The organism is Novosphingobium sp. ZN18A2 (assembly GCF_036784765.1).
GTDB lineage: Bacteria > Pseudomonadota > Alphaproteobacteria > Sphingomonadales > Sphingomonadaceae > Novosphingobium.
This window is the reverse complement of sequence record NZ_CP136651.1, coordinates 158,176-180,413: the sequence shown is the minus strand read 5'-3', so window position 1 is coordinate 180,413 and position 22,238 is coordinate 158,176. Positions and strand designations below refer to the sequence as shown.

Genomic DNA, 22,238 nt, shown 5'->3' with positions numbered 1-22,238 from the left:
GAAACGACAAGGGTACACGACAAGGTGTAAACGGTGCTTGACAGGCCGCGTGAAAATGTCAATGTGCCTTTACATCGAATCAAGGAGACTTGTCATGAAAGCCATTGCCAGCGGGCTGCTCTGGGCGGCCGCGATTCTTCTGGTTGCCCTCGCGTCGCGCATGGGCGTGATCGGCAGGGGCAGCGCGCAGTCGCTTGTCCTGGGACTTGCCGTGATCGCGGCGATCCGGTTGGGCGCTATCGGGCAGCGGCGGCGCAAGGGCGAATCGTGCCAGGGCGGTGCCCGGTGAAGATGCCGCGCAGCCCCGCCTACCGGCGCTATCTGGTCCGCATGGGCATTTCCGCCGCGCTCTATCTGGGGGCGACCATGCTTGCGGCGGTCACGTTGAAGGACAAGGCGCCCGTCTCGGCATTGTCGGTGGCCGTCGCGGTCCTGCCGGGCATTGCCGTGGTGGGCATGATCGGCGCGATGGGCCGCCTGCTGCTGGAACTGAAGGACGAGTATCTGCGCATGCTCGAAGTGCGCAAGATGATCTTCGGCACGGGCGTGGCGCTTTCGATCGCGGCCATATGGGGCATGCTGGAGATGTTTACCGACGTGGCGCCGCTGCCGGTCGTGTGGATGTTCCCGATCTGGAGCGGGGGCATCGCACTGGGTGCGGTCTGGAACAAGCTGACGCTTGGCGATGCGGGGTGCGCGTGAAGAACCGGCTGAAAGTGCTGCGCGCCGAGCGGGACTGGAGCCAGGCCGATCTGGCCGCGCGGCTGGAGGTCAGCCGCCAGTCGGTCAACGCGATAGAGACGGGGAAATACGATCCCTCGCTCCCGCTCGCCTTTCGCATCGCCGACGTGTTCGGCCTGCCGATAGAGCAGATTTTTCAGCCGGGCTGAGCGTCGATCAGCTTGTTTCCGCCACATCCAGCACTGCCAGCGCCATCGCTTCCACGCCGGTTCGGATCGTGGGCTCCGGCACGGGGGCGTAATAGGGCGAATGGTTGGCCGCCAGCGGCGCACCGCCGTTTTGCGCGGCGGCGACCTTGTCGGGCGGATAGACGCCGATCCAGAAGTCGAGCGATTTCGATACGCCCGCATCGACGAATTGCGAAAAGTCCTCGCTGGCGGTGATCGGCAGCGGGTCTTCCACCGCCTTGTCGCCGAACGCGGACCGGAACACCGCGCCGATGCGCGCGGTCAGCGCCGGATCGTTGATGACCGCCAGCGCGCTTTCGCTGCCGATGGAGATATCGGGCGGCGGCGCGCCGGCCATCTCCGCCTCGGCCTTGGCGACGCGCGCTACGCCTGCCTTCAGCAGCGCGCGGGTCTGCGCATCGTAGTTGCGGATCGTGCCGCGCACGGTCGCCTCGTCGGGGATGATGTTGCCCGCGCTGCCCGCCTGGATCGCGCCGATGGTGACGACGCCGGGCTTCTGCGGGTCTTTTTCGCGGCTGACCAGCGATTGCACGTCAACCACGAAGCGCGCCGCCATCAGCACCGGATCGATCGTCTTGCTGGGGCCCGACCCGTGGCCGCCGCGCCCCTTGAAGGTTATGGCTATGTCGTCCGCGTTGGCGGTTGCCGCGCCGGGATGGACGTGCACCGTGCCATAGGCATAGGGGCTGGTGTGCAGCGCGAAGGCATAGTCCGGCCTGGCGAAGCGGGTGTAGAGCCCGTCTTTCAGCATCGCTTCGGCGCCGCCCACTTCCTCTTCGGCGGGCTGCGCGATGAACATCAGCGTGCCGTGCCAGCGGTCTTTCATCGCCAGCAGCGCGGTTGCGGTGCCCACCCAGATCGCCATGTGTGCATCGTGCCCGCAACTGTGCGCGACATAGGTCTGGCGGCCGTTCCATTCGGTCTGCACGGTAGAGGCGTATGGCAGCCCGGTCTTTTCCTGCATCGGCAGCGCGTCAAGCTCTGTGCGCACCATAACGGTCGGCCCTTCGCCGTTGCGATACATCGCCACGATCCCGGTGCCGCCGACATGTTCGGTTACGGTGAAGCCCAGCTTGCGCATTTCGCCGGCGAGCAGGGCGGCGGTGCGGGTTTCCTGAAAGCCCAGTTCGGGGTGCGAATGGATGTCGCGGTAAAGGTCGAACAGGTGCGGGTAGCTGGCGTCGAGCGAGCGGCTTATCCCGGCTTTGGCGGTTGTCACCTCTTGCGCGCTCATTGTCTGGGCCGCTATGGGTTGTGCCGCGAAAACCGCGCCTAGAATCGATACCAAAGCCACGCCGTTCGCCAGTCGCATGTGCCTGTCCCCCTTGAAGAATTGTGCAGAAGCTAAGCCGTCGCTTTCTGTCGGGCAAGGCCACACGATGCTTGCCTGCCCCCGCCGCGCCGGGGCATGACGGTAACCATGACCGACATCGCCTTCCACCAGATGCCAGACGGGCGCCGGATCGCCCATCGCTTCACGCCCGGAGAGGGACCGGCGCTGGTTTTCCTGCCCGGTTATATGTCGGACATGGAAGGCGGCAAGGCCACGGCCGTGTTCGAATGGGCGCGCGCGAAGGGCCGCGCCTGCCTGCTGTTCGACTATTCTGGCTGCGGACAGAGCCCCGGCGATTTTGCCGACGGCACGCTTTCGCGCTGGCGCGAGGAACTGGCCGCGCTGGTCGGCGCGAAGGGGCTGGACCGCGTGGTGCTGATCGGATCGTCGATGGGTGGCTGGCTGATGCTGCTGGGCGCGCTCGCCATGCCGGACCGCGTTTGCGCGCTTGTCGGCATCGCCGCCGCGCCGGACTTCACCGACTGGGGGCGAAGCGCGGCGGACAAGGCGAAGCTGGCCGCGGGCGAAACCGTGTTCGACGAAAATCCCTATGGCCCCGAACCCACGCCGATGCACGCCCGCTTCTGGGCGGACGGGCAGGCGCAGCGCCTGCTGGACGGCGGGATCGCGTTCGACGGGCCGGTGCGCCTTGTCCACGGGCAGGCCGATTCCGACGTGCCCTGGGCGCTTTCGCTGAAGACGGCGGAGGCGCTGCGTTCAGCCGATGTGCAGGTGCACCTTATCAAGGACGGCGATCACCGCCTGTCGCGCGACGGCGATATCGCCGTGCTGCTGCGCACGATCGACGCGCTGCCCGGCAGGCAGGCCCACGGAAAGCCCGCCTGATGTCCATGCTTCTTCCCCTTGTCCTGCTTGCCCAGATCGGCGCCCAGCCGTCGATGGGCAGCGCGGCGCCGGTCGACCTTGCGCCCTTGCCCATTCCCCGCCGCAGCACCGTGGTGAAGTCTGCCCCGCCGCCCGAGGCGCGGCGTTCCTCCCCCGACATGGACCGCCTGACACTGTGCCTTGCCAAGACGCGGCGCGATCCCGCCCTGGGGCTGGCCGAAGCGCATTCTTGGCTGGCCGAAGGCGGCGGGCCGATGGCGCAAGTGCGCGCGAACCAGTGCCTGGGCATGGCGCTGACCGCGCTTGGCAACTTCACCGATGCGCAGAAGGCGTTCGCATCCGCCGTGAAAGGCATCCCGGCAGAGCAGGCGGTGTCCGCCGTGCCGCTTATGGCGATGGCCGGCAATGCCGCACTGGCCGCCGGGCAGGCGCAGCAGGCGCTGGGCTGGTTCGACAAGGCTGTGGCCGTGGTGGATTATCCCGACAAGCAGGTTATCGGCGGCATCCAGGCCGATCGCGCCCGCGCGCTGGTTGCGCTCAACCGCGGGCCGGAAGCGTCGGGCGCGCTGGCACAGGCGCGGTTGCTGGCGCCGATGAATGCAGAGGTCTGGCTGCTTTCCGCCACGCTGGCGCGGCGGGAAGACAAGCTGGCCGAAGCGCAAGGCTATATCCAGAAGGCAAACGTGCTGAACCCGCGCGATCCGCGGATCGGACTGGAAGCGGGGGTGATCGCCGTCCTTTCCGGGCATGACGAGGCGGCACGGTCAAGCTGGCAATCGGTGCTGAAGGTTGCACCCGGAAGCGCCGAGGCAAAGACCGCGCAGGGCTATCTTGACCAGCTGGCGGCCGATACCGCGCCGCCGAAACAGGCGGACGGCCCGAAGCAAACGGACACGTCACAGGAGAAGGCGCCCAAGTGAAGCTGGCAGTTCTCGATCTCGTCCCCGTCGTCGAAGGCGGCACCATCGGCGCGGCGCTGGACAACGCGGCGCAACTGGCCCGGACGGCAGAGGCCGCGGGCTATCACCGTTTCTGGGTGGCGGAACATCACGGCATGGCCGGGATCGCCAGCGCGGCCACCGCGGTAACGCTGGCGCATATCGGCCATGCGACCTCCACCATCCGCATCGGCGCGGGCGGGATCATGCTGCCCAACCACAACCCGCTGGTGATCGCGGAACAGTTCGGCACGCTGGACGCGCTGTTTCCGGGGCGCATCGACCTGGGCCTGGGCCGCGCGCCGGGGGCGGACCAGCGCATCGTCAACGCGCTGCGCAAGGACGTGAACCGCGCGGCCGAACATTTCCCGCAGGACGTGGTGGAACTGCGCGCGCACTTCACGGGTGAGCCGAAAATGCCCTTGCAGGCGACCCCCGGACTGGGTGCGGATATCGAGATGTGGATGCTGGGGTCCAGCCTGTTCGGCGCGCAACTGGCCGCGATGCTGGGCCTGCCCTATGCATTCGCATCGCACTTCGCGCCCGATCACCTGGATGCCGCGCTGAAGCGTTACCGCGACGAATTCAAACCCTCTGCCACGCTGGCAAAGCCGCACGCGATGGCCGCGATCAACGTGTTCGTTGCCGAAACGGACGAACAGGCGGTTTACGAAGCGTCTTCGATGGACCAGGCCTTCGTGGCGCTGCGGACCGGCAATCCGGGCCGCCTGAAACCTCCGGTGGACGGTTATCGCGAAAGCCTGCCCGTGCAGCAGCGGGCTATGCTGGAGCACATGCGGCAGGCCAGCGCGGTCGGCTCGGTCGATACCGCGCGCCGCCAGATCGCCGCCTTTGCGGAGCGCACGCAGGCGGACGAACTGATCTTCGCCGGCTCCACCTTCGATCCCGCGCATCGCCGCCGCTCGCTTGAACTGGCGATGGAGGCCGCCGCCGGGTTATAGGGAGCAAGGCAATAGCGGATCGGGCGGCGGGTAGCCGTCAATAGGGATGGATCGCCGCTTGTGGCGATCCGGAAGCCCCGCTACCATCTGAATTATTGCTTCACGCGGAAGAAATATAATTATAAAGCGCGCGAACGTCGTTCCAACGAGCCGCAAGTAAAGGCTGGAAGACACCGATGCCTACCAAGACCGCTTCCCGCAAGACCGCCAGCAAGCGGTCAGCCAGTGCTCCCGCTGCCCTTGTCGACGCGCTGGCCGCGCGTTTCGAGGGTTCGCTGCTTCCCGGCGAAGCGGCGGATTATCCCGATGGCCGCCTGCGCGAAGCGGCCGAATTCGTGGTCCGCGCCGCGCTCCGGCGCGAGACGGGCGAAGCCGCGATCGGCATAGACAGCGTGCTGGGCGGCGATGAACGCTATCTGCGCATCGCCATCGTCAATCACGACATGCCCTTCCTGGTCGATTCCATCGCCGGGACGATTGCCGCGCACGGCCTTGCGATAGACCGCCTGTTGCACCCGGTTGTGGCGGTGCGGCGCGATGCGGACGGCAAGCTGACCGACATGCCCGAAGGCGATGCCGAAGGCGAAATGCGCGAATCGGTGGTCTATATCGAAACAGACCGCGCCGATGCGCGCCTGCGCCGCACGCTTCACGCCGCATTGTCGGCCACGCTGGGCGATGTGCGCGCGGCGGTGGCGGACTGGCCGAAGATGCAGGGCCTGATGCTGGAAGACGCGGTTGCCGTGCCCGATTCGGAAGGCGCGGCGCTGCTGCGCTGGCTGGCCGAAGGCATGCTGACCCAGCTTGGCCACCAGACGGTGAAGCGCGACGGATCGAAACAGAACCTCCTTGGCATCTGCCGCAAGAGCGCGCGCGAAGTGCTGGCGCCCGCCTCGCTCGATCGCGCGTTCGCGTGGTTCGACGGGGATGCCCCGGCGGCCGAAGGCAATCGCGGCCGTGCGCCGCTGGTCATCAAGGCCAACCGGATTTCGAACGTGCACCGGCACGTCCCGCTCGACCTGTTCATCGTGCCGCAGCTTTCGGGCGGCAAGGTAGAGGCGCTTTCGGTCCATGCCGGCGTATGGACCAGCGCCGCGCTTGGCGCATCGCCCGACCGCATTCCGCGCCTGCGCGCGCAGCTCGCCGGGTTGATGGACAAGTTCGGCTTCGATCCGTCTGGCCACGCCGGAAAGGCGCTGGTCCACGCGCTGACCACGCTGCCGCACGACCTGCTGGCAAGTTTTTCGGATGAAGACCTGGAACGCATCGCGACGACGATGATGAGCCTGGTCGATCGTCCGCGTCCGCGCCTTGCGCTGGTGCGCGCACCGCTGGCGCGGCACCTGTTCGCATTCGTGTGGCTGCCGCGCGACGCGATCGCCACCGCGCTTCGCCTGCAGATCATCGAAATGCTGGAGCAGGCGGCAAGCGCCAGCGTGCTCGACTGGAGCCTTTCGGTGGAAGGCGGCAACCTTGCGCTGCTGCGCTTCGTGCTCGACACGCGCGAAGGCGATACCGATCCGCAGGAGGCCGATCTCGATATCCGGCTCCAGGCGATGGTGCGCGGCTGGCCGCAGGCCGTGGAAAGCGCACTTGTCGCGCATGAGGACGCGGCCCGCGCCGCCGCGCTTGCCGGGCGCTATGCCGATGCCTTCCCGCTCGATTACCGTGCCGCCAACGGCCCGGCCGAGGCGGCGGCCGACATCCTGGCCCTGCGCGCGCTGGGCACCGAGGGCGTGCGCCGCTCCGCCCGGCTTCACCGCCGGCCCGAAGACGATGCGCTGCGCCTCAAGCTTTACCAGCGTGAAGGCGCGATCGTGCTGTCGGACGCGGTGCCCGTGCTAGAAAACTTCGGTTTCCGCGTGCTCGAGGAGGTTCCGACCCCGCTCGATCGCGGGGCGATGGGCTATATCCACGATTTCCTGATCGGACTGCCCGACGACTGCACAGCCGAAGACCTGCTGGAACGCAGCGAGGCGATTGAGCATTCGCTTGCGGCGGTGCTCAACGGCGAGGCGGAGGACGATGCGTTCAACCGCCTGATCGTCGCCACCGGCCTTACCGCCAGCGAAGCCAACTGGCTGCGCGCCTGGTTCCGTTACTTGCGCCAGGTGGGGATCGGCTATGGCATCGCCACCGTCGTCGATGCGCTGAAAAACGCGCCGGCGGTAACCCGCGCGCTGGTCGATACATTCGTGGTCCGCCACGATCCGGCGTTCAAGGGGGACCGCGAAAAGGCGACGGCCGAGGCGCTTGAGCGCATTCGCGCGGGGCTGGCCAATGTCGCGGCGATCAACGACGATCGGCTGCTGCGCGCGATTCACGGCACCGTTGGCGCGATCCTGCGCACCAATGCCTTTGCCGATGCCGGGAAAGAGGCGCTGGCCTTCAAGCTCGAATCGGCAAAAGTGCCCGGCCTTCCCAAGCCGCTGCCCTGGCGCGAGATATTCGTCTATTCGCCGCGCGTGGAAGGCATCCACCTGCGCGCCGGGCCGGTGGCGCGCGGCGGCCTGCGCTGGTCTGACCGGCGCGACGATTTCCGCACGGAGATCCTGGGCCTGATGAAGGCGCAGCGCGTGAAGAACGCGGTGATCGTGCCCACCGGCGCCAAGGGCGGCTTCTATCCCAAGCACCTGCCCGATTCGGTGAAGGACCGCGACGGGTGGCTGGCCGAGGGCAAGGGCAGTTACCAGTGCTTCATCCGCACGCTGCTTTCCGTCACCGACAACATCGAGAACGGCAAGGTGGTCCACCCCGACGGCGTGGTGATCCACGACGGCGACGATCCCTATTTCGTGGTTGCGGCGGACAAGGGCACGGCCACATTTTCGGACGTCGCCAACGCCATTGCGGCGGAACGCGATTTCTGGCTGGACGATGCTTTCGCCAGCGGCGGATCGAAGGGATACGACCACAAGGCGATGGGCATAACCGCCCGTGGCGCGTGGATTTCGGTGCAGCGCCACTTCTGCGAGATGGGCGTTGACGTGCAGGAAGATCCTGTGCGCGTTGCCGGCTGCGGCGATATGTCGGGCGATGTCTTCGGCAACGGGATGCTGCTGTCGAAGGCGATCAAGCTGGTCGCCGCGTTCGACCACCGTCACATCTTCCTCGATCCCGATCCCGATCCCGCGAAATCGTGGACAGAGCGCAAGCGCATGTTCGGCCTGCCGCGGTCGAGCTGGGCGGATTATGACGAAAAGCTGGTCAGCAAGGGCGGCGGCGTGTTTCCGCGCAGCCTCAAGTCCATTCCGCTAAGCCCCGAAGTGCGCGAATTGCTGGCCGTCGATGCGGAAGCGATGGACCCGGAAAGCCTGATCAGCGCGATCCTGAAGGCGCCGGTGGACCTCCTCTGGTTCGGCGGCATCGGCACCTATGTGAAGTCCAGCGGCGAAAACAACATCCAGGTGGGCGATCCGGCGAACGATCCGGTACGCGTTTCGGCCGACGAGATGCGCGCGAAAGTGATCGGCGAAGGCGCGAACCTGGGCATCACGCAGGCCGGCCGGATAGAGTTCGGCCTGCACGGCGGGCGCATCAATACAGACTTCATCGACAATTCGGCGGGCGTCGATTGCTCCGACAACGAGGTCAACATCAAGATCGCGCTGGCCACCGCCCGGCGCGACGCGCGGCTGACCGAAAAGGCGCGCGTGAAACTGCTGGTCGACATGACCGACGAGGTCGCCGCGCTGGTGCTGGAGGACAACCGGCTGCAGGCGCTCGCGCTGTCTATTGCCGAGCGTGAGGGCGCACCGGGCACGGCCAGTTTCTCGCGCCTGATCGACCTTCTGGAAGAGGGCGGAGACCTTGACCGGCGTACCGAAGGCCTGGCCGAAGCGGATGCGCTGTCACGCCGCGCGGTCGACGGGCGCGGGCTGACGCGGCCCGAACTGGCGGTGCTGCTGTCCAGCGCGAAACTGGTGCTCCAGCGCGAGCTTGAGGGAAGCGAAGTGCCCGACGATCCGGGACTGGCGGACGAACTGCTCGATGCCTTTCCGGCGCCGATGCGCAGCCGCTATCGCAAGGACATCCTGGGCCACCGGCTGCGGCGCGAGATTATCGCCACCAGGCTGGCCAACCGCATCGTCAACCGCATAGGCGTGATCCACCCGTTCGAACTGGTGGAAGAGGAAGGTGCATCGCTGGCGCAGGTGGCGGCGGCATTCGTCGCCGCGGAGCGCCTGCTTGGCCTCGATGAGACATGGCAGCTCATCGAAACGGCGGCCATGCCGGAAGACGCGCGGCTGCTGTTGTTCTCGCGCGCGGCGGCCGCGGTGCGCAGCCACGTTGCCGATATCCTGCGCGCCGGACGCGGGGAGCAGCGGCCAGGCAAGCTGGTTGCGGCGCTGTCCAAGGGCGTGGGCCTGTTGTCCGCGCACGTGGACGAACTTCTGAAGGACGAAGCCCGTGCGCAGGCGGCGCGCCTTTCCGGCGACCTTGCCGATGCGGGCGCCCCGCGCGAAGCGGTGGCGCGGGTGGTGACGCTGTTCGACATGGACGGGGCCATCGGCCTTGCGCACCTTGCCGCCAGCACCAGGTCCGATGCGGCCGAACTGACCCACGCCTTCACCGGCCTTGGCGCGCGGCTGGGACTTGACTGGGCGCAGCAGGTGGCCAGCCGGATGAGCCCGTCCGACCCGTGGGAGCGCTTGCTGGTCGCCGGGCTGGCGCGCGATTTTCAGCAGATGCGGCTTGAATTCCTCGCCCGCGCCAGGAAGCAGGACGTCGGCGAATTCGTCGACGGCTGGATCGCCGCGCACGACCAGCCGGTTCGCCAGTTCCGTGCGCTGGTATCGCGAGCGCAGGCGGCAAGTCCGGTTGCGCCGGCGATGCTTGCGCAGATCGCCAGCCAGGCGCGCAGTCTTCTGTCACGCTGACATCTGTCGCGCTTGCAGGCGGCCCGTTCCGGCGGGATTTGGCCCGGTCGCGGCTTGACGGCGGCGATCAATTGCTTGAACCGGCACATTCGCAAGAGACGAGGGTGCAGGGATGGACAAGGCGGATGTTGTTATCGTGGGGGCCGGGCACGGCGGGGCGCAGCTTGCGCTTGCGCTGCGCCAGCACGGGTTCGAAGGTTCGATCGCGATGATCGGGCGCGAAAGCGAACCGCCTTACGAACGTCCGCCGCTTTCCAAGGAATACCTGGCGCGCGACAAGACGTTCGAGCGGCTCTACATCCGGCCGCCCAAATTCTGGGACGAAAAGGACGTGCGCCTTGTGCTGGGCACAGAGGCGACGGCGGTCGACGCGAAAGCCAAGACCGTCACCCTATCGTCCGGCGAAACCATCGGATACGGCACGCTGGTCTGGGCCGCGGGCGGCGACCCGCGCCGTCTTTCATGCGAAGGCGCGGACTATGCCGGGGTCCACGCGGTGCGCACGCGCGCCGATGTCGACCGGCTGATGGCCGAGCTGGACGGCGGCGCGCGCAAGGTGGCGGTGATCGGTGGCGGCTATATCGGTCTTGAAGCGGCGGCCGTGCTGCGCAAGCTGGGCTGCGACGTGACATTGCTGGAAGCCTTGCCGCGCGTTCTGGCGCGCGTTGCGGGCGAGGATATCTCCACCTTCTTCGAGGCCGAGCACCGCGCCCACGGCGTTGACCTGCGCACCGGGGTGATGGTGGACAGCATCGAAGGCAGCGACGGCAAGGCAACGGGTGTGAAGCTGGCCGATGGCGAAGTGATCCCGGCAGAGATCGTGATCGTGGGCATCGGCATCGTCCCCGCCATCGGGCCGCTGATCGCCGCGGGTGCCGCCGGGGCGAACGGGGTGGACGTGGACGAATATTGCCGCACCTCCTTGCCCGGCGTCTATGCGATCGGCGATTGCGCGGCGCACGCCAACGCCTTTGCCGATGGCGCGGTCGTCCGGCTCGAATCGGTGCAGAACGCCAACGACATGGCCAAGACGGTCGCGCTGTCGATCTGCGGAGAGGCCCAGCCCTACAATGCGATTCCGTGGTTCTGGTCGAACCAGTACGACATCAAGCTGCAAACGGCGGGCCTTTCGATCGGCCACGACCGCACGGTGCTGCGCGGCGATCCGGCCAGCCGCAGCTTCTCTGTCGTCTACCTGAAGGACGGGCGGGTGATCGCGCTCGATTGCGTGAACATGATCAAGGACTATGTGCAGGGCCGCAAGATGGTGGAAGGTCGGGTCAAGCCAGACCTTGACCGGCTGGCCGACGCCGACGTGCCGCTGAAGGAACTGGTGGACTGACCTGAGCCGTCCGGCCGCATTTCACCCTGCGCGCGGGGTGAAGCGCCTATCGCGCCGCGCTTAGCCCCAGCCGCGCCAGCGCCCAACGGGCCGCGTCGGCCACCGCCGGATCGGGATCGTCCAGCAGGGCGCGCACCGGTCCGGCCAGCGCCGCGTCCGCGCTGTTACCCGCCGCATAGAGGCAGTTCCGCACCATGCGATCGCGCCCGATGCGCTTTATCGGCGATCCGGCGAAGACCTTGCGGAATGTCGCGTCGTCCAGCGAAAGCAGGTCCGCAAGACGGGGAGCGGCAAGCTCGGCGCGGGGAAGGAAAGCGCGGTTGGCCTGTCCCGCCTGCGCGAACTTATTCCACGGGCAGACCGCAAGGCAATCGTCGCAACCATAGATGCGATTACCCAGCGCCGCGCGCAGTTCCTCGGGCACCGGCCCCTTGTGCTCTATCGTCAGGTAGGAAATGCAGCGCCGGGCGTCGAGCCGATAGGGCGCGGGGAACGCGTCTGTCGGGCAGGCATCCTGGCAGGCGCGGCACGTACCGCAGCGGTCGCGGCCCGGCGCGTCGGGCTCAAGGTCCAGCGTGGTGTAGATCGCGCCAAGGAACAGCCACGATCCGTGCGCGCGGCTGACAAGGTTGGTGTGCTTGCCCTGCCAGCCGATGCCGGCCGCTTCGCCCAGCGGCTTTTCCATCACCGGCGCGGTATCGACGAAGACCTTAACGCCCGCTTCCGCGCCCTGCTTCGCCGCTTCGGCCACTATCCATCGCGCCAGCGCCTTCAGCGCCTTTTTCACCGTATCGTGATAGTCCGCGCCCTGCGCATAGACTGAAATGCGTCCGCGTTCCGGTTCTGCCGCAAGCGCCATCGGATCGGCAGAGGGGGTGTAGCTCATGCCCAGGGCGATAACGCTGCGTGCTTCGGGCCAGAGCGATTGCGGCCCCTGTCGCTGGTGCGCGCGCGTTTCCATCCATTCCATCTGACCGTGCCGGCCTTCGCCCAGCCATTCGTGCAGGCGGCGCGCGCGCAGCGGGTCGTCAGCGGCGGGCGCGATCCCGCAGGCGGCAAAGCCCAGCCGGGCCGCCTCCGCCTTCAGGCGGTCAACAAGATTGGTTGCGCCTGCGTTAACCACGTTTGCCGCCCGGTTCGTTCATGCGTAAGCTATAGCCGCCGACATCATGCGCATTGAGCTAGGGGATTGGCCCGTGGGGGGCAACGAGGAGTCGCCCATAGGGCAGGAACTGGCGATCGAGGCCCGCGGGCTGGTGAAGCGTTTCGACGGTTTCACCGCTGTGGACGGGATCGACATCGCCGTGCCCAGGGGCGCGATCTACGGCATCCTTGGCCCCAATGGCGCGGGCAAGACCACCACGCTGCGGATGCTGCTGGGCATCATCGATCCCGATTCGGGTCTGCGCCGCCTGCTTGGGCACGAACGCCCCACCGAAGTGGCGGGTCGCGTCGGCTACCTGCCCGAAGAGCGCGGGCTGTACCCCGCGATGAAGGCGACCGAAGCGATCGCCTTCCTTGGCGCGCTGCGCGGCTTGCCGCTGGCCGAAGGCCGCGCGCGCGCGCGTGCGCTGCTGGAAGAACACGGCCTTGGCTATGCCGCCGACCGCCAGATCCGCCAGCTTTCCAAGGGCATGGCGCAGCAGGTGCAATTGCTGGGCACGCTGGTTCACGATCCCGATCTTGTGGTGTTCGACGAGCCGTTTTCGGGCCTCGACGCGCTGAACCAGGGCAAGCTGGAAAAGATGATTCGCGGCCTTGCCGACAGGGGCACGACGGTAATTTTCTCGACTCATGTCATCAACCATGCGGAGCGGCTTTGCGACCAGGTGGCGATCATCGCCGGGGGCAAGGTGCCGTTTGCCGGACCGGTTGACGTCGCGCGCGACCGGTTGCGCCCGCAGGTCCGGCTGGAAACGCGCGCGGGTGACGGGCCGTGGCGCGCAGCCATACCCGCCGACGCCCGCCGCGACGGCAAGACCGACGGCGGCGCCTTCTGGTTCTTCGAACTGCCGCAGACCGGCGTCGAACCACTGTTGCGCGCGCTGGTGGAAGGCGAAGCGGGGGTGCTGAGCCTTTCGATAGAGCGGCCCGGCCTTCACGATGCCTTCGTCGCCATCGCCGGAGAGGCGGCGGCAAAGGCGCTGGAAGAAGGCAAGGAAGAAGAGGAGCGCCGCTGATGTCGATGCCGCCGATTGCAGCATGGAAACTCCGTGCGGCGCTGGTCGTCGCCCGCCGCGATTTCATCGCGGTGATCTTTTCCAAGACGTTCTTCTTTTTCCTGATCGGCCCATTGTTCCCGGTGATCGTCGGCGCGATGGCGGGCGGGATCGGCAAGGCCGCGCAGGATATGGAGCGGCCCGAAATCGGCGTGGCCATGCCCGCGCAGGACGCCGCACGCATGATTGCCGCGCGCAACGCGCTGGCGGGGCGCATGGCGGGCTATGTCCCCGAATTCAGCGCAATTCCCGATGCCGGCCCCGATTTCGACCCCCAGCAAGCGATAACCGGCAAGGACCGGCACCTGGCAGCGGTGGTCAGCGGCACGCTTGCCGAACCGGTGCTGACCACCACCAGCAGCCGCGCGCGCGAATGGCAGGGCATGGTATCGGCCATCGCAGCCCGCGCGCGCACCGCCTCGCCCGAAGGCTTTCCCGGCGTGAAAGCCGAAATCGTCAGGACCAGCACCGCACAGGCGCGGTCCGCGCAGGTAACGACCGCGCAGGCCGGGCAGACGCTGCTGTTCCTGTTGACGATGCTTCTGGCGGGCATGGTCCTTTCCAACCTTGTGGAGGAAAAGGCCAACAAGATCATCGAAGTGCTGGCGGCCGCCATCCCCATGGACGCGCTGTTCATGGGCAAGCTTTTCGCGATGCTGGGAGTCAGCTTCGTCGGCATCGCGGTGTGGGGCGCGGTCGGAACCACTTTCGCATTGGCGACGGGCAAGAGCCTTGCGGCGCTCGCGGTGCCCGCCGTGGGCTGGCCGGCGTTCTTCGTGCTGGGCTTTTCCTATTTCGCGATGGCCTATTTGCTGCTTGGTTCGCTGTTCCTGGCCATCGGCGGCATGGCAACGACGGTGCGCGAAGTGCAGACGCTTTCGATGCCGGTCACGATGATGCAGTTGCTGGTGTTCTTCTTCGCCTCGTTCGCGCTTACCCAGCATGGCGGGCCGCTGGAATGGGCGGCAATCGCCTTCCCCCTGTCCTCTCCCTTCGCGATGATCGCACGGGCGGCGATGGACCCGCAGATCTGGCCACACCTGCTGGCGCTGGCATGGCAGGGCGCCTGGGTGATGCTGATCGTCAACGCCGGGGCGCGCCTGTTCCGCCGCACCGTGATGAAGTCCGGCCCGGCGCGCGGAAAGCCGCGACGGCGCGGGCTGGCGGCTCTGTTCGCCGCGCTTTTCAGGCGGGGCAAGCCAAAGGAAGCCTGACCTTGTCAGCTGCTTGTTGACACGAGTGTAGGTTTCAAATGATAGTCCTATCCGAACGAGTCCCATGCAAGGGACCGCGGAGGATATGCCCATGGCCACCCAGCTTGCACCCGAACAGTCGCGGATGACGTGCCGCACTTCGCCCACCGCCAGCGAGGCGTTTGCGAAGTGGCTGAAGGAAAATCCGCAGGCGCTGCCCCACCATACCGATCCGTGGGACGTCAGCCGGTCCGACATCTATGTAGAGGATCGCTGGCAGCCGATCTTCGCGGAAATGCGCGCCAAGGCTCCGGTCAACAAGGTTACCGGCACACCCTATGGCGACTATTGGAACGTGACGACCGCCAAGGCGATCACCCACGTGGAAGCCCTGCCGGAGCTGTTCTCCTCGTCATGGGAATATGGCGGGATCACCATCGGCGATCCGCCCGAGGACATGGACCCCGCCGTTCTGGCCGAACGCCAGCTGCCGATGTTCATCGCGATGGACCGGCCCGAACATACCGGCCAGCGCCGCACCGTGGCGCCCGCCTTCACGCCGGGCAAGATGGATGATTTCGAAAGGGAAATCCGCGCCCGCACCGCAGGCGTGCTCGACAGCCTGCCCTTCGGCGAACAGTTCGACTGGGTGGACAAGGTCTCGATAGAGCTGACCACGGGGATGCTTGCCATCCTGTTCGGCTTCCCGTGGGACGACCGCCGTATGCTCACCTTCTGGTCAGACTGGGCGGGCGACGTGGAACTGACGCTGGCGCAAGACCTGGGCGACCTGCGGTTCGAGATCCTGGGCGAGATGGCCGCCTATTTCCAGAAGCTGTGGATGGAACGGATGAATGCCGAACCGACCGGCGATCTCATCTCGATGATGATCCATTCCGAAGCGATGAACCACATGAGCCCGCAGGAATTCATGGGCAACCTGATCCTGCTGATCGTGGGCGGCAACGATACCACGCGCAACACGATGTCGGGCATCGTCCAGGCGCTCGACCAGTTTCCGGACCAGCGCGAACTGCTGGAAAGAGATCCGTCGCTGATCCCCAACGCGGTGCAGGAATGCATCCGCTATGTCACCCCGCTTGCCCATATGCGCCGCACCGCGACCGAGGATACGGAGCTGTTCGGGCAGCAGATCAAAAAGGGCGACAAGCTGATCCTGTGGTACATTTCGGCCAACCGCGACGAGACGGTGTTCGAAAACGCGGACAAGCTGATCGTCACGCGGGAAAACGCGCGGCGGCACCTTTCGTTCGGCTATGGCATCCACCGCTGCGTGGGCGCGCGGCTTGCCGAACTGCAACTTCGCGTGCTGCTGGAAGAGATGCACAAGCGCCGGATGCGCGTGCGTGTGACGGGCGAATCGAAGCGCGTGCGCGCGAACTTCGTCCACGGCTTCCGCAAGCTGGAAGTCACGCTGGAAAAGTTCTGACGCGCATTTCGGCCCGTCGCGCCGTGGCGCTTGATGCGGGCTTGCAACCTTGCGCCCCCTCTGGTCGAATGACGGCGGGGGCGAAGGAGCACGTTCGATGAACAACCAGCCACTCGCCACGCGCCGCCGGATACTGGGCCTTCTGGGCGCCGGATCCGCGATGGCGCTTGCCACCGGCTGCGGTTCGCGCGCGGAGGCGCGCGGCAAGTTCCCGGTCAACCATACCAAGGCGGAATGGCGCAAGCTGCTGACGCCGGCGCAATACCATATCCTGCGCGAGGCCGGGACGGAGCAGCCCTTTACCTCGCCGCTGCTCAACGAACACCGCAAGGGCACGTTCGTCTGCGCGGCGGACGGCAATCCGCTCTACAAGTCGAGCACCAAGTATGACAGCGGCACCGGCTGGCCCAGCTTCTGGGCGCCGATCCGCGGCGCGGTGGGCACATCGCGCGATTTCTCGCTCGGCTATCCGCGCACCGAAGTGCATTGCATGAAATGCGGCGGCCATCTGGGCCACGTGTTCGACGACGGCCCGCCGCCCACGCACAAACGCTATTGCATGAACGGGCTGGCGATGAAGTTCGTGGCCGGATAGCGGCTCGTCCGTCGCAATACCGGTTATCTCCGCTCCCTGAAAAACGTGCGCAACAGGTCCGCCGCTTCGGCCTCGCCCATGCCCGAATAGACTTCGGGCCGGTGCAGGCATCCGGGGTGTTCGAACACGCGCGATCCGTGTTCCACCGCGCCGCCTTTCTCGTCCGGCGCCGCGTAATAGAGCCGGGATATGCGCGCGTGGACGATGGCCCCCGCGCACATGGCGCAGGGTTCCAGCGTCACCCACAGGTCGCAGCCGGTCAGCCGCTCGTCCCCCAGTGCCTGCGCGGCCGCGCGAATCGCCAGCACTTCGGCATGGGCGGTGGGATCGTGCGTTTCGCGCGGCGCATTGTGGGCGGCGGCGATCACCTTGCCGTCCTTCACCACCACCGCGCCGATCGGCACTTCGCCGTGTGCCGCGCCTTCGCGCGCCTGTTCCAGCGCCATTGCCATCGGTTCGGGAAGCGGCCACCTGCTCATCGCGTCCCGGCTATACCCGCAAATGCCGCAGGGCAACGCGCGAATCCTTGACTTGGGCGCTCAAATGGCTAAAGGCCGCGCCTTCCCGATAGTTTTATCGCACCAGTTACGAGAGTTTGAAGCCATGTCGCGCATCTGCGAACTGACCGGCAAGGGTCGCCAGATCGGCCACAACGTGAGCCACGCCAACAACAAGACCAAGCGCGTCTTCCTGCCCAACCTGCAGAACGTCACGCTGATGAGCGAAAAGCTGGACCGCAGCTTCAAGTTCCGCGTTTCGACGCAGGGCCTGCGCTCGGTCGAGCACAACGGCGGCCTCGACAACTGGCTGCTGAAGACCTCGGACACCAAGCTGTCCCCGCGCGCACTGAAAGTGAAGCGCGAACTGGTGAAGGCCAACGCCGCCTGATTCGGCTGCGGGAGGCTCACGCCTTCCGAAGCACGATTCGCGCAAGGCTGCATCCCGCCGGGGTGCGGCCTTTTTGCGTGTGGGTTGGGGGAAAGCGCCGCCTAGCTGAAGCTGCGCCAGATCTTCACCGGCTGCGAATCGCGCGGGCCGGTGCCGCCGGGGCAGCGCGCGGGCATGAAGTCCCGGCCATAACAGACCTGCACTTCCTCAAGCCATCCGCGCGCGTTCACCTGCAGGCGAATCATGTCTGTCGAAAGGAAGGGCGTCTCTTTCACCAGCGCCGCGCGGACCATCCCCGCGCTGAGGCCATCCTTGCGCGAAAGCCGCGCCATGTCGGGGAAGTGCATCGAATGGAACAGCACGCGCCCCGCCTTCAGGTATCCGGCGGGCGTGCGCGCCATGCAGGCGCCGTGCTTCGCCCATTCGTGCGCCATCAGACGCGGTGACGGCGTAACGCACAGGTTTTCACGCACGGTCCGTTCGGTCAGCCCTTGCGCGGCTGCGCACCACTGCGGATCGCGTCCGCGTCCTTCGGGCCACAATCCGTGCAGGATAAAGCCGAAGCGGCCGATCCGGCCAGAACATTGCAGGCGCGAATCGCTACCGTTGCCGCGCCCGTGGCAGAATTCCGGGCTCCAGCTCAGCGCAAGGACATAGCCGGTGACGGGCGTGGAAATGCGCGGTCCGTCCGCGCGCGGCAGGCGCGGTACGTTGACCGAAGGCGGCACGCGGCATTGCCAGGCCTGCGCCACCGCCGGTGCGGGAAGCAGGGCCAGCGCGGAAGCGAGGCCCAGAGTGGCCGGAAATCTGCGCGCGGCGGTCAAAGCGGGGTGAAATCCAGCCCGATATCGGCCGCGGGCGCGCTTTGCGTAAGGCGGCCGACCGACACGTAATCGACGCCGGTCGCGGCCTTGGCGGCGATGGTATCGAGGTTGATGCCCCCGCTCGCTTCGGTCGGCACCCGCCCGGCGACCAGCGCGACCGCCTTGCGCAGCATATCGGGTTCCATGTTGTCGAACAGCAGCCGCGTTGCCCCGGCATCCAGCGCGGGGGCGATCTGGTCGATCCGGTCGACCTCGCAGATCACGGCCTTCACCCCCGCGTCCAGCGCGCGGCGCACCGCCTGGGTTACGCCGCCTGCCACCGCCACGTGGTTGTCCTTGATCATCGCCGCATCCCACAGCCCCATGCGGTGATTGTGCCCGCCGCCCATGCGCACCGCATATTTTTCAAGGAAGCGCAGGCCGGGGATGGTCTTGCGCGTATCGAGCAGCTTCGCGCGCGTTTCGCCCATCGCATCGACATAGCGGCGCACCAGCGTGGCGATGCCGGACAAGTGCTGCACGGTGTTGAGCGCCGCCCGCTCCGCCGTCAGCATCGCGCGGGCGTTGCCCGACAGGCGCATCACGTCGGTCCCGGGGGCGACCTGCGTGCCGTCCTCTACCAGCAGCACTATCTCCATCGCGGGATCGAGCCGGCGGAAGAACGCCGCAGCCACCGGCAGGCCCGCCACGGTGATCGCGTCGCGGCTGTCCATCGTGCCGGAAAAGCGCGCATCGGCGGGGATCACGCTTTCGCTGGTCACGTCATGCCCGCCGCCGGGCAGCCCTTCGCCAAGATCTTCGGCAAGCGTGGCGGTTACGAAGGCATCGAGGTCGAAGCCGGGAATGGAGAATGCGGTCATGCCCAGCCCAATCGCAAACTCCCCCGCCCGTGTCGAGCGCCCGCCTGCGAAGGGCTTGGCCGCGGAACCGCAGCGGGGCATATCCCGTTGGATAAAAAGGAGGGCGCAATATGGCGAAACAGCGGATCGATCTTGGCGAAATGGGCGATATCCAGGCGGTTGCCGGTCTGGTGGCAGTGGCCGGCAGGCGCGTGGCCGATGTCGGCTGCGGGCCGGGCGCGACGTCTCGCGAACTGGCAGCGATGGGCGCGGAGGTTCTGGCGCTTGAGCCCGATCCCGTGCAGGCGGCGAAGAACCGCGACGCAGGGCCGGTAAAGCACGTGACGTTTGTTGAAGGCGGGGCCGAAAGCCTGCCGCTGGATGACGGATCGACCGATGTCGTGGTGTTCTTCCGCTCTCTCCACCACGTGCCGGCAAGCCACATGGACGCCGCGCTGGCCGAAGCGGCGCGCGTGCTGAAGCCCGGCACCGGCACGCTGTGCATCGTAGAGCCGGGGATGGACGGCAGCAATTTCGGCATGATGCGCCACTTCCATGACGAGACGGAGGTGCGCACCGCCGCGCAGGCCGCGCTCGATCGCAACGCGCCCGCGCTGTTCGATCACGCGGACTATTTCCGGTACGTCCAGCATCCGCGCCACGCCAGCTTTGCCGCGATGGTAGAGCGGGTGATGGGCCAGACCTTCAACAGCCACGACCGCGCCCGCGTGGAGAGCGAGGAAACCCGCGCCGCGTTCGAGGCCGGACGCACCGCCGGCGGCGACTATGTGTTCGACCAGCCGATGCTGCTGGACATCTATCGCAAACGCTGAGGATGCGGCGCGCCGCCTGATCGCGCCACCTCCAACCCCTCCCGCAAGCGGGAGGGGTTGGAGGTGGGCATTACCTTGGTAATCCGCCTATCGGGGCAATCCGCCCGTCGGGGGACGCCGCCGGTGCGCCTCAGTGCACGAAGCGCGCCACCACGTCGCGGTAGCTGCGCGAAACCTTCACTTCGGCCCCGCTGGAAAGAACCAGGAAGCATTCGCCGTTGGTGTGCGGGCGCACTTGCCGAACCTGATCGAGGTTGACGATCTTCGAACGGTGGACGCGCTGGAACACGCGCGGGTCCAGCCGGCGTTCAAGGTCTTTCATCGTCTCGCGCAGGATCAGCGAATTGTCGCCGGTGTAGATGCACATATAGTCGCCCGCCGCCTCGATCCGCTCGATCGTGTCGACGTCGACGCGGAAGATCTGGCCGCGATCCTTGATGTTGATGAGCTTTTCGAACCGCCCGGTGGCAGGCTCGGCATCGTCGGGCATGGTGTCGATCGCGTCGGGCGCGACTTCGGCCAGCACGTTCTTCAGCTTCTCCACCTCTTCCAGCCCGCGCTTTTCGGCAAGGCGGGTGCGCGCACGGTCAAGCGCGTCGGCAAGGCGGTCGTCGTCGATGGGTTTCAGCAGGTAGTCGACCGCGTTCGCCTCGAACGCGCGCAGCGCGTGTTCGGAATAGGCGGTGACGAACACGAACAGCGGCGGATCGATCTCCATCACGCCCTTCACGACGGAAAACCCGTCGAAGCCCGGCATCTGGATGTCGAGGAACACAAGGTCGGGCTTTTCGGTCTTGATCTTGCGGATCGCTTCGCGTCCGTTGCTGCAGGTGTCGATCACCTCGACGTCGGAAAACTTCTCGAGCCGCAGTTGCAGCCCCTGGATGGCGAGCTTCTCGTCGTCGACGAGGATGGTGCGGATGGTCATGCGCTACCCTTGTTCATGTGTTGCAGGCCGCAATGATTCGGAAACGGGCGCGGCAGGTGCAGGTTCCGGCGATCCGGACGTTCGCGTGGGGGGCGCGGCGCCCGGCGTGCCGGCAGGTTTCACTTCGTATGGCAATTCTATCACCACGGCGAAGCCGCCTTCCGGCCGGTTCTGCATCTCGAAGCGCTGGTTGTCTCCATAGGCCTGGACGAGCCGGTCGCGGATATTGGCGAGCCCGACCCCGGTCGAAGTCGTGCTGCCGGCACCGCCCGTCACCGGAACCCTTGCCGGGTCGGGTGCGGTTTGCAATCCCGGCCCGGTGTCCGAGACGGTGATACGAAGCCTTGGACCGACGAGTTGCGCGGAAATGGTGATTCGCGCGCCTTCTTCAAGCGGGCTGACCGCATACTTGATCGCGTTTTCGACCAGCGGTTGCAGCAACAGCGACGGGATCAGCGCGCGTTTCGCCGCCTCGTCTATGCGGAATTCGGTGCGCAACCGCTCTTCGAAGCGCATCCGCTCTATATCCAGGTAGAGCTTCAGCGTTTCCACTTCCTGCGCCACGGAAACGCGGGCGGTGGCATCGTTGACCAGCGTATAGCGCAGGAAAGACGACAGCCGGTTCAGCATCGCATTGGCCGGCTCGGTCTGCTTCAGCAGCACCAGCGTTGAGATGGAGTTCAGCGTGTTGAACAGGAAATGGGGGTTCAGCTGATAGCGCAGCATGGCCAGCTGCGCGCTTGTCGCCTGGTTTTCCAGCCGCATCAGCTGATCGTTCTGTTCCTCCACCTGGAGGAAGAAGTTGATCGCGTAATACAGCGCCGACCACGCGGCCAGCAGCGTCAGGTCAAGGTAGAACACACCCAGGAACAGCTGCGCGAAGCCCGCGTCGCTGCTGGGGCGGTAAAGGCTGATCACCCACGAATCGATGAAGGCGTAAAGCCCGACGGCCAGCGCCAGCACGATCGCCGTCACGCCCCAGGTGACCAGCGGGCGCCGGTTGATCAGCGCGCGGTAGATGACCGAAAGGATCAGCGAGATCGAAAAGCCGGTGATAGAGGCGATAGCCACGATGATCAGGAAAGACCACGGCTGCGCGTTCGCCAGGCTGGACATCGCGCGCAACAGCATCGCCCCGCCCCAGCCCAGGAACTGGAGACGCCAGAAAGCGCGGTTCTTGTTGCCGAAGAACGGCGAGGGCTTGAACGGCAGCACGGCCATGCCCCCTTTCTAGCGCGC

General features: G+C 66.5%; 21 protein-coding genes. 14 read left to right on the top strand and 7 right to left on the bottom strand.

Annotation, left to right across the window (positions count from 1 at the left end):
* The first annotated feature begins 94 nt into the window (after positions 1-94).
* From RXV95_RS00985 to RXV95_RS00975, 3 genes are read left to right on the top strand one after another with little or no spacing between them, the layout of a single operon-like run.
* Positions 95-289 carry a hypothetical protein gene (locus RXV95_RS00985; protein WP_338467163.1) on the top strand — a complete coding sequence of 65 codons (195 nt, stop codon included), beginning with the start codon at positions 95-97 and terminating at the stop codon, positions 287-289.
* A gap of 2 nt (positions 290-291) precedes the next feature.
* Positions 292-702 carry a hypothetical protein gene (locus RXV95_RS00980; protein ID WP_338468601.1) on the top strand — a complete coding sequence of 137 codons (411 nt, stop codon included), beginning with the start codon at positions 292-294 and terminating at the stop codon, positions 700-702.
* Positions 699-890, top strand: a complete 192-nt coding sequence (locus RXV95_RS00975) for a helix-turn-helix transcriptional regulator (RefSeq protein ID WP_338468600.1) — start codon at positions 699-701, stop codon at positions 888-890. The genes RXV95_RS00980 and RXV95_RS00975 overlap by 4 nt, the downstream gene beginning before the upstream one ends.
* Before the next feature lie 7 nt (positions 891-897).
* Here RXV95_RS00975 and RXV95_RS00970 read toward each other — a convergent pair whose 3' ends face one another.
* On the bottom strand, positions 898-2,163 hold the full coding sequence (locus RXV95_RS00970) for an amidohydrolase (protein ID WP_338467162.1): 1,266 nt from the start codon (positions 2,161-2,163) through the stop codon (positions 898-900).
* 186 nt (positions 2,164-2,349) lie between these two features.
* On the opposite strand from RXV95_RS00970, the gene RXV95_RS00965 reads away from it, so the two are divergent.
* The 5 genes from RXV95_RS00965 (at position 2,350) to RXV95_RS00945 (ending at position 11,230) form a co-directional block, all read left to right on the top strand.
* A complete protein-coding gene (locus RXV95_RS00965; RefSeq protein WP_338467161.1) occupies positions 2,350-3,108 on the top strand; it encodes an alpha/beta hydrolase in 759 nt (252 codons plus the stop codon).
* Entirely contained in the window at positions 3,108-4,028 is a 921-nt protein-coding gene (locus RXV95_RS00960) for a hypothetical protein (protein ID WP_338467160.1), read from the top strand. Before RXV95_RS00965 ends, RXV95_RS00960 begins: the two co-directional genes overlap by 1 nt.
* Positions 4,025-5,008, top strand: a complete 984-nt coding sequence (locus RXV95_RS00955; protein ID WP_338467159.1) for an LLM class flavin-dependent oxidoreductase — start codon at positions 4,025-4,027, stop codon at positions 5,006-5,008. The genes RXV95_RS00960 and RXV95_RS00955 overlap by 4 nt, the downstream gene beginning before the upstream one ends.
* Before the next feature lie 176 nt (positions 5,009-5,184).
* Positions 5,185-9,888, top strand: coding sequence for an NAD-glutamate dehydrogenase domain-containing protein (locus RXV95_RS00950; RefSeq protein WP_338467158.1), 4,704 nt, complete (start codon positions 5,185-5,187; stop codon positions 9,886-9,888).
* 112 nt (positions 9,889-10,000) lie between these two features.
* Complete coding sequence (locus RXV95_RS00945) at positions 10,001-11,230, top strand: FAD-dependent oxidoreductase (protein WP_338467157.1); 1,230 nt, start codon at positions 10,001-10,003, stop codon at positions 11,228-11,230.
* A gap of 46 nt (positions 11,231-11,276) precedes the next feature.
* Here the strand turns inward: RXV95_RS00945 and queG are convergent, their stop codons facing one another.
* A complete protein-coding gene (queG, locus tag RXV95_RS00940; RefSeq protein ID WP_338467156.1) occupies positions 11,277-12,353 on the bottom strand; it encodes a tRNA epoxyqueuosine(34) reductase QueG in 1,077 nt (358 codons plus the stop codon).
* A gap of 46 nt (positions 12,354-12,399) precedes the next feature.
* Here queG and RXV95_RS00935 point away from each other — a divergent pair, with 46 nt between their 5' ends.
* From RXV95_RS00935 to msrB, 4 genes are all read left to right on the top strand, one after another.
* Entirely contained in the window at positions 12,400-13,410 is a 1,011-nt protein-coding gene (locus RXV95_RS00935; RefSeq protein WP_338467155.1) for an ATP-binding cassette domain-containing protein, read from the top strand.
* Positions 13,410-14,663: an ABC transporter permease gene (locus RXV95_RS00930; protein WP_338467154.1), complete on the top strand. Its 1,254-nt coding sequence runs from the start codon at positions 13,410-13,412 to the stop codon at positions 14,661-14,663. The genes RXV95_RS00935 and RXV95_RS00930 overlap by 1 nt, the downstream gene beginning before the upstream one ends.
* A 91-nt stretch (positions 14,664-14,754) precedes the next feature.
* The gene (locus RXV95_RS00925; protein ID WP_338467153.1) at positions 14,755-16,092 is read left to right on the top strand and encodes a cytochrome P450; all 1,338 of its coding nucleotides are present in this window, start codon (positions 14,755-14,757) and stop codon (positions 16,090-16,092) included.
* A gap of 97 nt (positions 16,093-16,189) precedes the next feature.
* Entirely contained in the window at positions 16,190-16,687 is a 498-nt protein-coding gene (gene msrB / locus RXV95_RS00920; RefSeq protein ID WP_338467152.1) for a peptide-methionine (R)-S-oxide reductase MsrB, read from the top strand.
* A 23-nt stretch (positions 16,688-16,710) separates the two neighbouring features.
* Here the strand turns inward: msrB and RXV95_RS00915 are convergent, their stop codons facing one another.
* On the bottom strand, positions 16,711-17,166 hold the full coding sequence (locus RXV95_RS00915) for a nucleoside deaminase (RefSeq protein ID WP_338467151.1): 456 nt from the start codon (positions 17,164-17,166) through the stop codon (positions 16,711-16,713).
* Between the two features lie 124 nt (positions 17,167-17,290).
* Here RXV95_RS00915 and rpmB point away from each other — a divergent pair, with 124 nt between their 5' ends.
* Positions 17,291-17,575, top strand: a complete 285-nt coding sequence (rpmB, locus tag RXV95_RS00910; RefSeq protein WP_338467150.1) for a 50S ribosomal protein L28 — start codon at positions 17,291-17,293, stop codon at positions 17,573-17,575.
* Between the two features lie 101 nt (positions 17,576-17,676).
* On the opposite strand, the gene RXV95_RS00905 is transcribed toward rpmB, so the two are convergent.
* Together RXV95_RS00905 and nadC are read right to left on the bottom strand one after the other, a co-directional pair.
* Positions 17,677-18,399: a ribonuclease T gene (locus RXV95_RS00905; protein ID WP_338467149.1), complete on the bottom strand. Its 723-nt coding sequence runs from the start codon at positions 18,397-18,399 to the stop codon at positions 17,677-17,679.
* Complete coding sequence (gene nadC / locus RXV95_RS00900) at positions 18,396-19,259, bottom strand: carboxylating nicotinate-nucleotide diphosphorylase (protein ID WP_338467148.1); 864 nt, start codon at positions 19,257-19,259, stop codon at positions 18,396-18,398. Before nadC ends, RXV95_RS00905 begins: the two co-directional genes overlap by 4 nt.
* 110 nt (positions 19,260-19,369) lie before the next feature.
* On the opposite strand from nadC, the gene RXV95_RS00895 reads away from it, so the two are divergent.
* Entirely contained in the window at positions 19,370-20,071 is a 702-nt protein-coding gene (locus RXV95_RS00895) for a class I SAM-dependent methyltransferase (protein WP_338467147.1), read from the top strand.
* A gap of 130 nt (positions 20,072-20,201) precedes the next feature.
* On the opposite strand, the gene RXV95_RS00890 is transcribed toward RXV95_RS00895, so the two are convergent.
* On the bottom strand, positions 20,202-20,999 hold the full coding sequence (locus RXV95_RS00890; RefSeq protein WP_338467146.1) for a LytTR family DNA-binding domain-containing protein: 798 nt from the start codon (positions 20,997-20,999) through the stop codon (positions 20,202-20,204).
* Positions 21,000-21,002: 3 nt separating this feature from the next.
* On the bottom strand, positions 21,003-22,220 hold the full coding sequence (locus RXV95_RS00885) for a histidine kinase (RefSeq protein ID WP_338467145.1): 1,218 nt from the start codon (positions 22,218-22,220) through the stop codon (positions 21,003-21,005).
* Positions 22,221-22,238 lie beyond the last annotated feature (18 nt).

Bases quoted from the DNA above. Each gene is read 5' to 3' on its own strand.
- RXV95_RS00985 (WP_338467163.1), top strand. From the start codon at position 95: ATGAAAGCCATTGCCAGCGGGCTGCTCTGGGCGGCCGCGATTCTTCTG.
- RXV95_RS00980 (WP_338468601.1), top strand. From the start codon at position 292: ATGCCGCGCAGCCCCGCCTACCGGCGCTATCTGGTCCGCATGGGCATT.
- RXV95_RS00970 (WP_338467162.1), bottom strand. From the start codon at position 2,163: ATGAGCGCGCAAGAGGTGACAACCGCCAAAGCCGGGATAAGCCGCTCG.
- RXV95_RS00965 (WP_338467161.1), top strand. From the start codon at position 2,350: ATGACCGACATCGCCTTCCACCAGATGCCAGACGGGCGCCGGATCGCC.
- RXV95_RS00960 (WP_338467160.1), top strand. From the start codon at position 3,108: ATGTCCATGCTTCTTCCCCTTGTCCTGCTTGCCCAGATCGGCGCCCAG.
- RXV95_RS00950 (WP_338467158.1), top strand. From the start codon at position 5,185: ATGCCTACCAAGACCGCTTCCCGCAAGACCGCCAGCAAGCGGTCAGCC.
- RXV95_RS00945 (WP_338467157.1), top strand. From the start codon at position 10,001: ATGGACAAGGCGGATGTTGTTATCGTGGGGGCCGGGCACGGCGGGGCG.
- RXV95_RS00935 (WP_338467155.1), top strand. From the start codon at position 12,400: ATGCGCATTGAGCTAGGGGATTGGCCCGTGGGGGGCAACGAGGAGTCG.
- RXV95_RS00930 (WP_338467154.1), top strand. From the start codon at position 13,410: ATGTCGATGCCGCCGATTGCAGCATGGAAACTCCGTGCGGCGCTGGTC.
- RXV95_RS00925 (WP_338467153.1), top strand. From the start codon at position 14,755: ATGGCCACCCAGCTTGCACCCGAACAGTCGCGGATGACGTGCCGCACT.
- msrB (WP_338467152.1), top strand. From the start codon at position 16,190: ATGAACAACCAGCCACTCGCCACGCGCCGCCGGATACTGGGCCTTCTG.
- RXV95_RS00915 (WP_338467151.1), bottom strand. From the start codon at position 17,166: ATGAGCAGGTGGCCGCTTCCCGAACCGATGGCAATGGCGCTGGAACAG.
- rpmB (WP_338467150.1), top strand. From the start codon at position 17,291: ATGTCGCGCATCTGCGAACTGACCGGCAAGGGTCGCCAGATCGGCCAC.
- nadC (WP_338467148.1), bottom strand. From the start codon at position 19,259: ATGACCGCATTCTCCATTCCCGGCTTCGACCTCGATGCCTTCGTAACC.
- RXV95_RS00895 (WP_338467147.1), top strand. From the start codon at position 19,370: ATGGCGAAACAGCGGATCGATCTTGGCGAAATGGGCGATATCCAGGCG.
- RXV95_RS00890 (WP_338467146.1), bottom strand. From the start codon at position 20,999: ATGACCATCCGCACCATCCTCGTCGACGACGAGAAGCTCGCCATCCAG.
- RXV95_RS00885 (WP_338467145.1), bottom strand. From the start codon at position 22,220: ATGGCCGTGCTGCCGTTCAAGCCCTCGCCGTTCTTCGGCAACAAGAAC.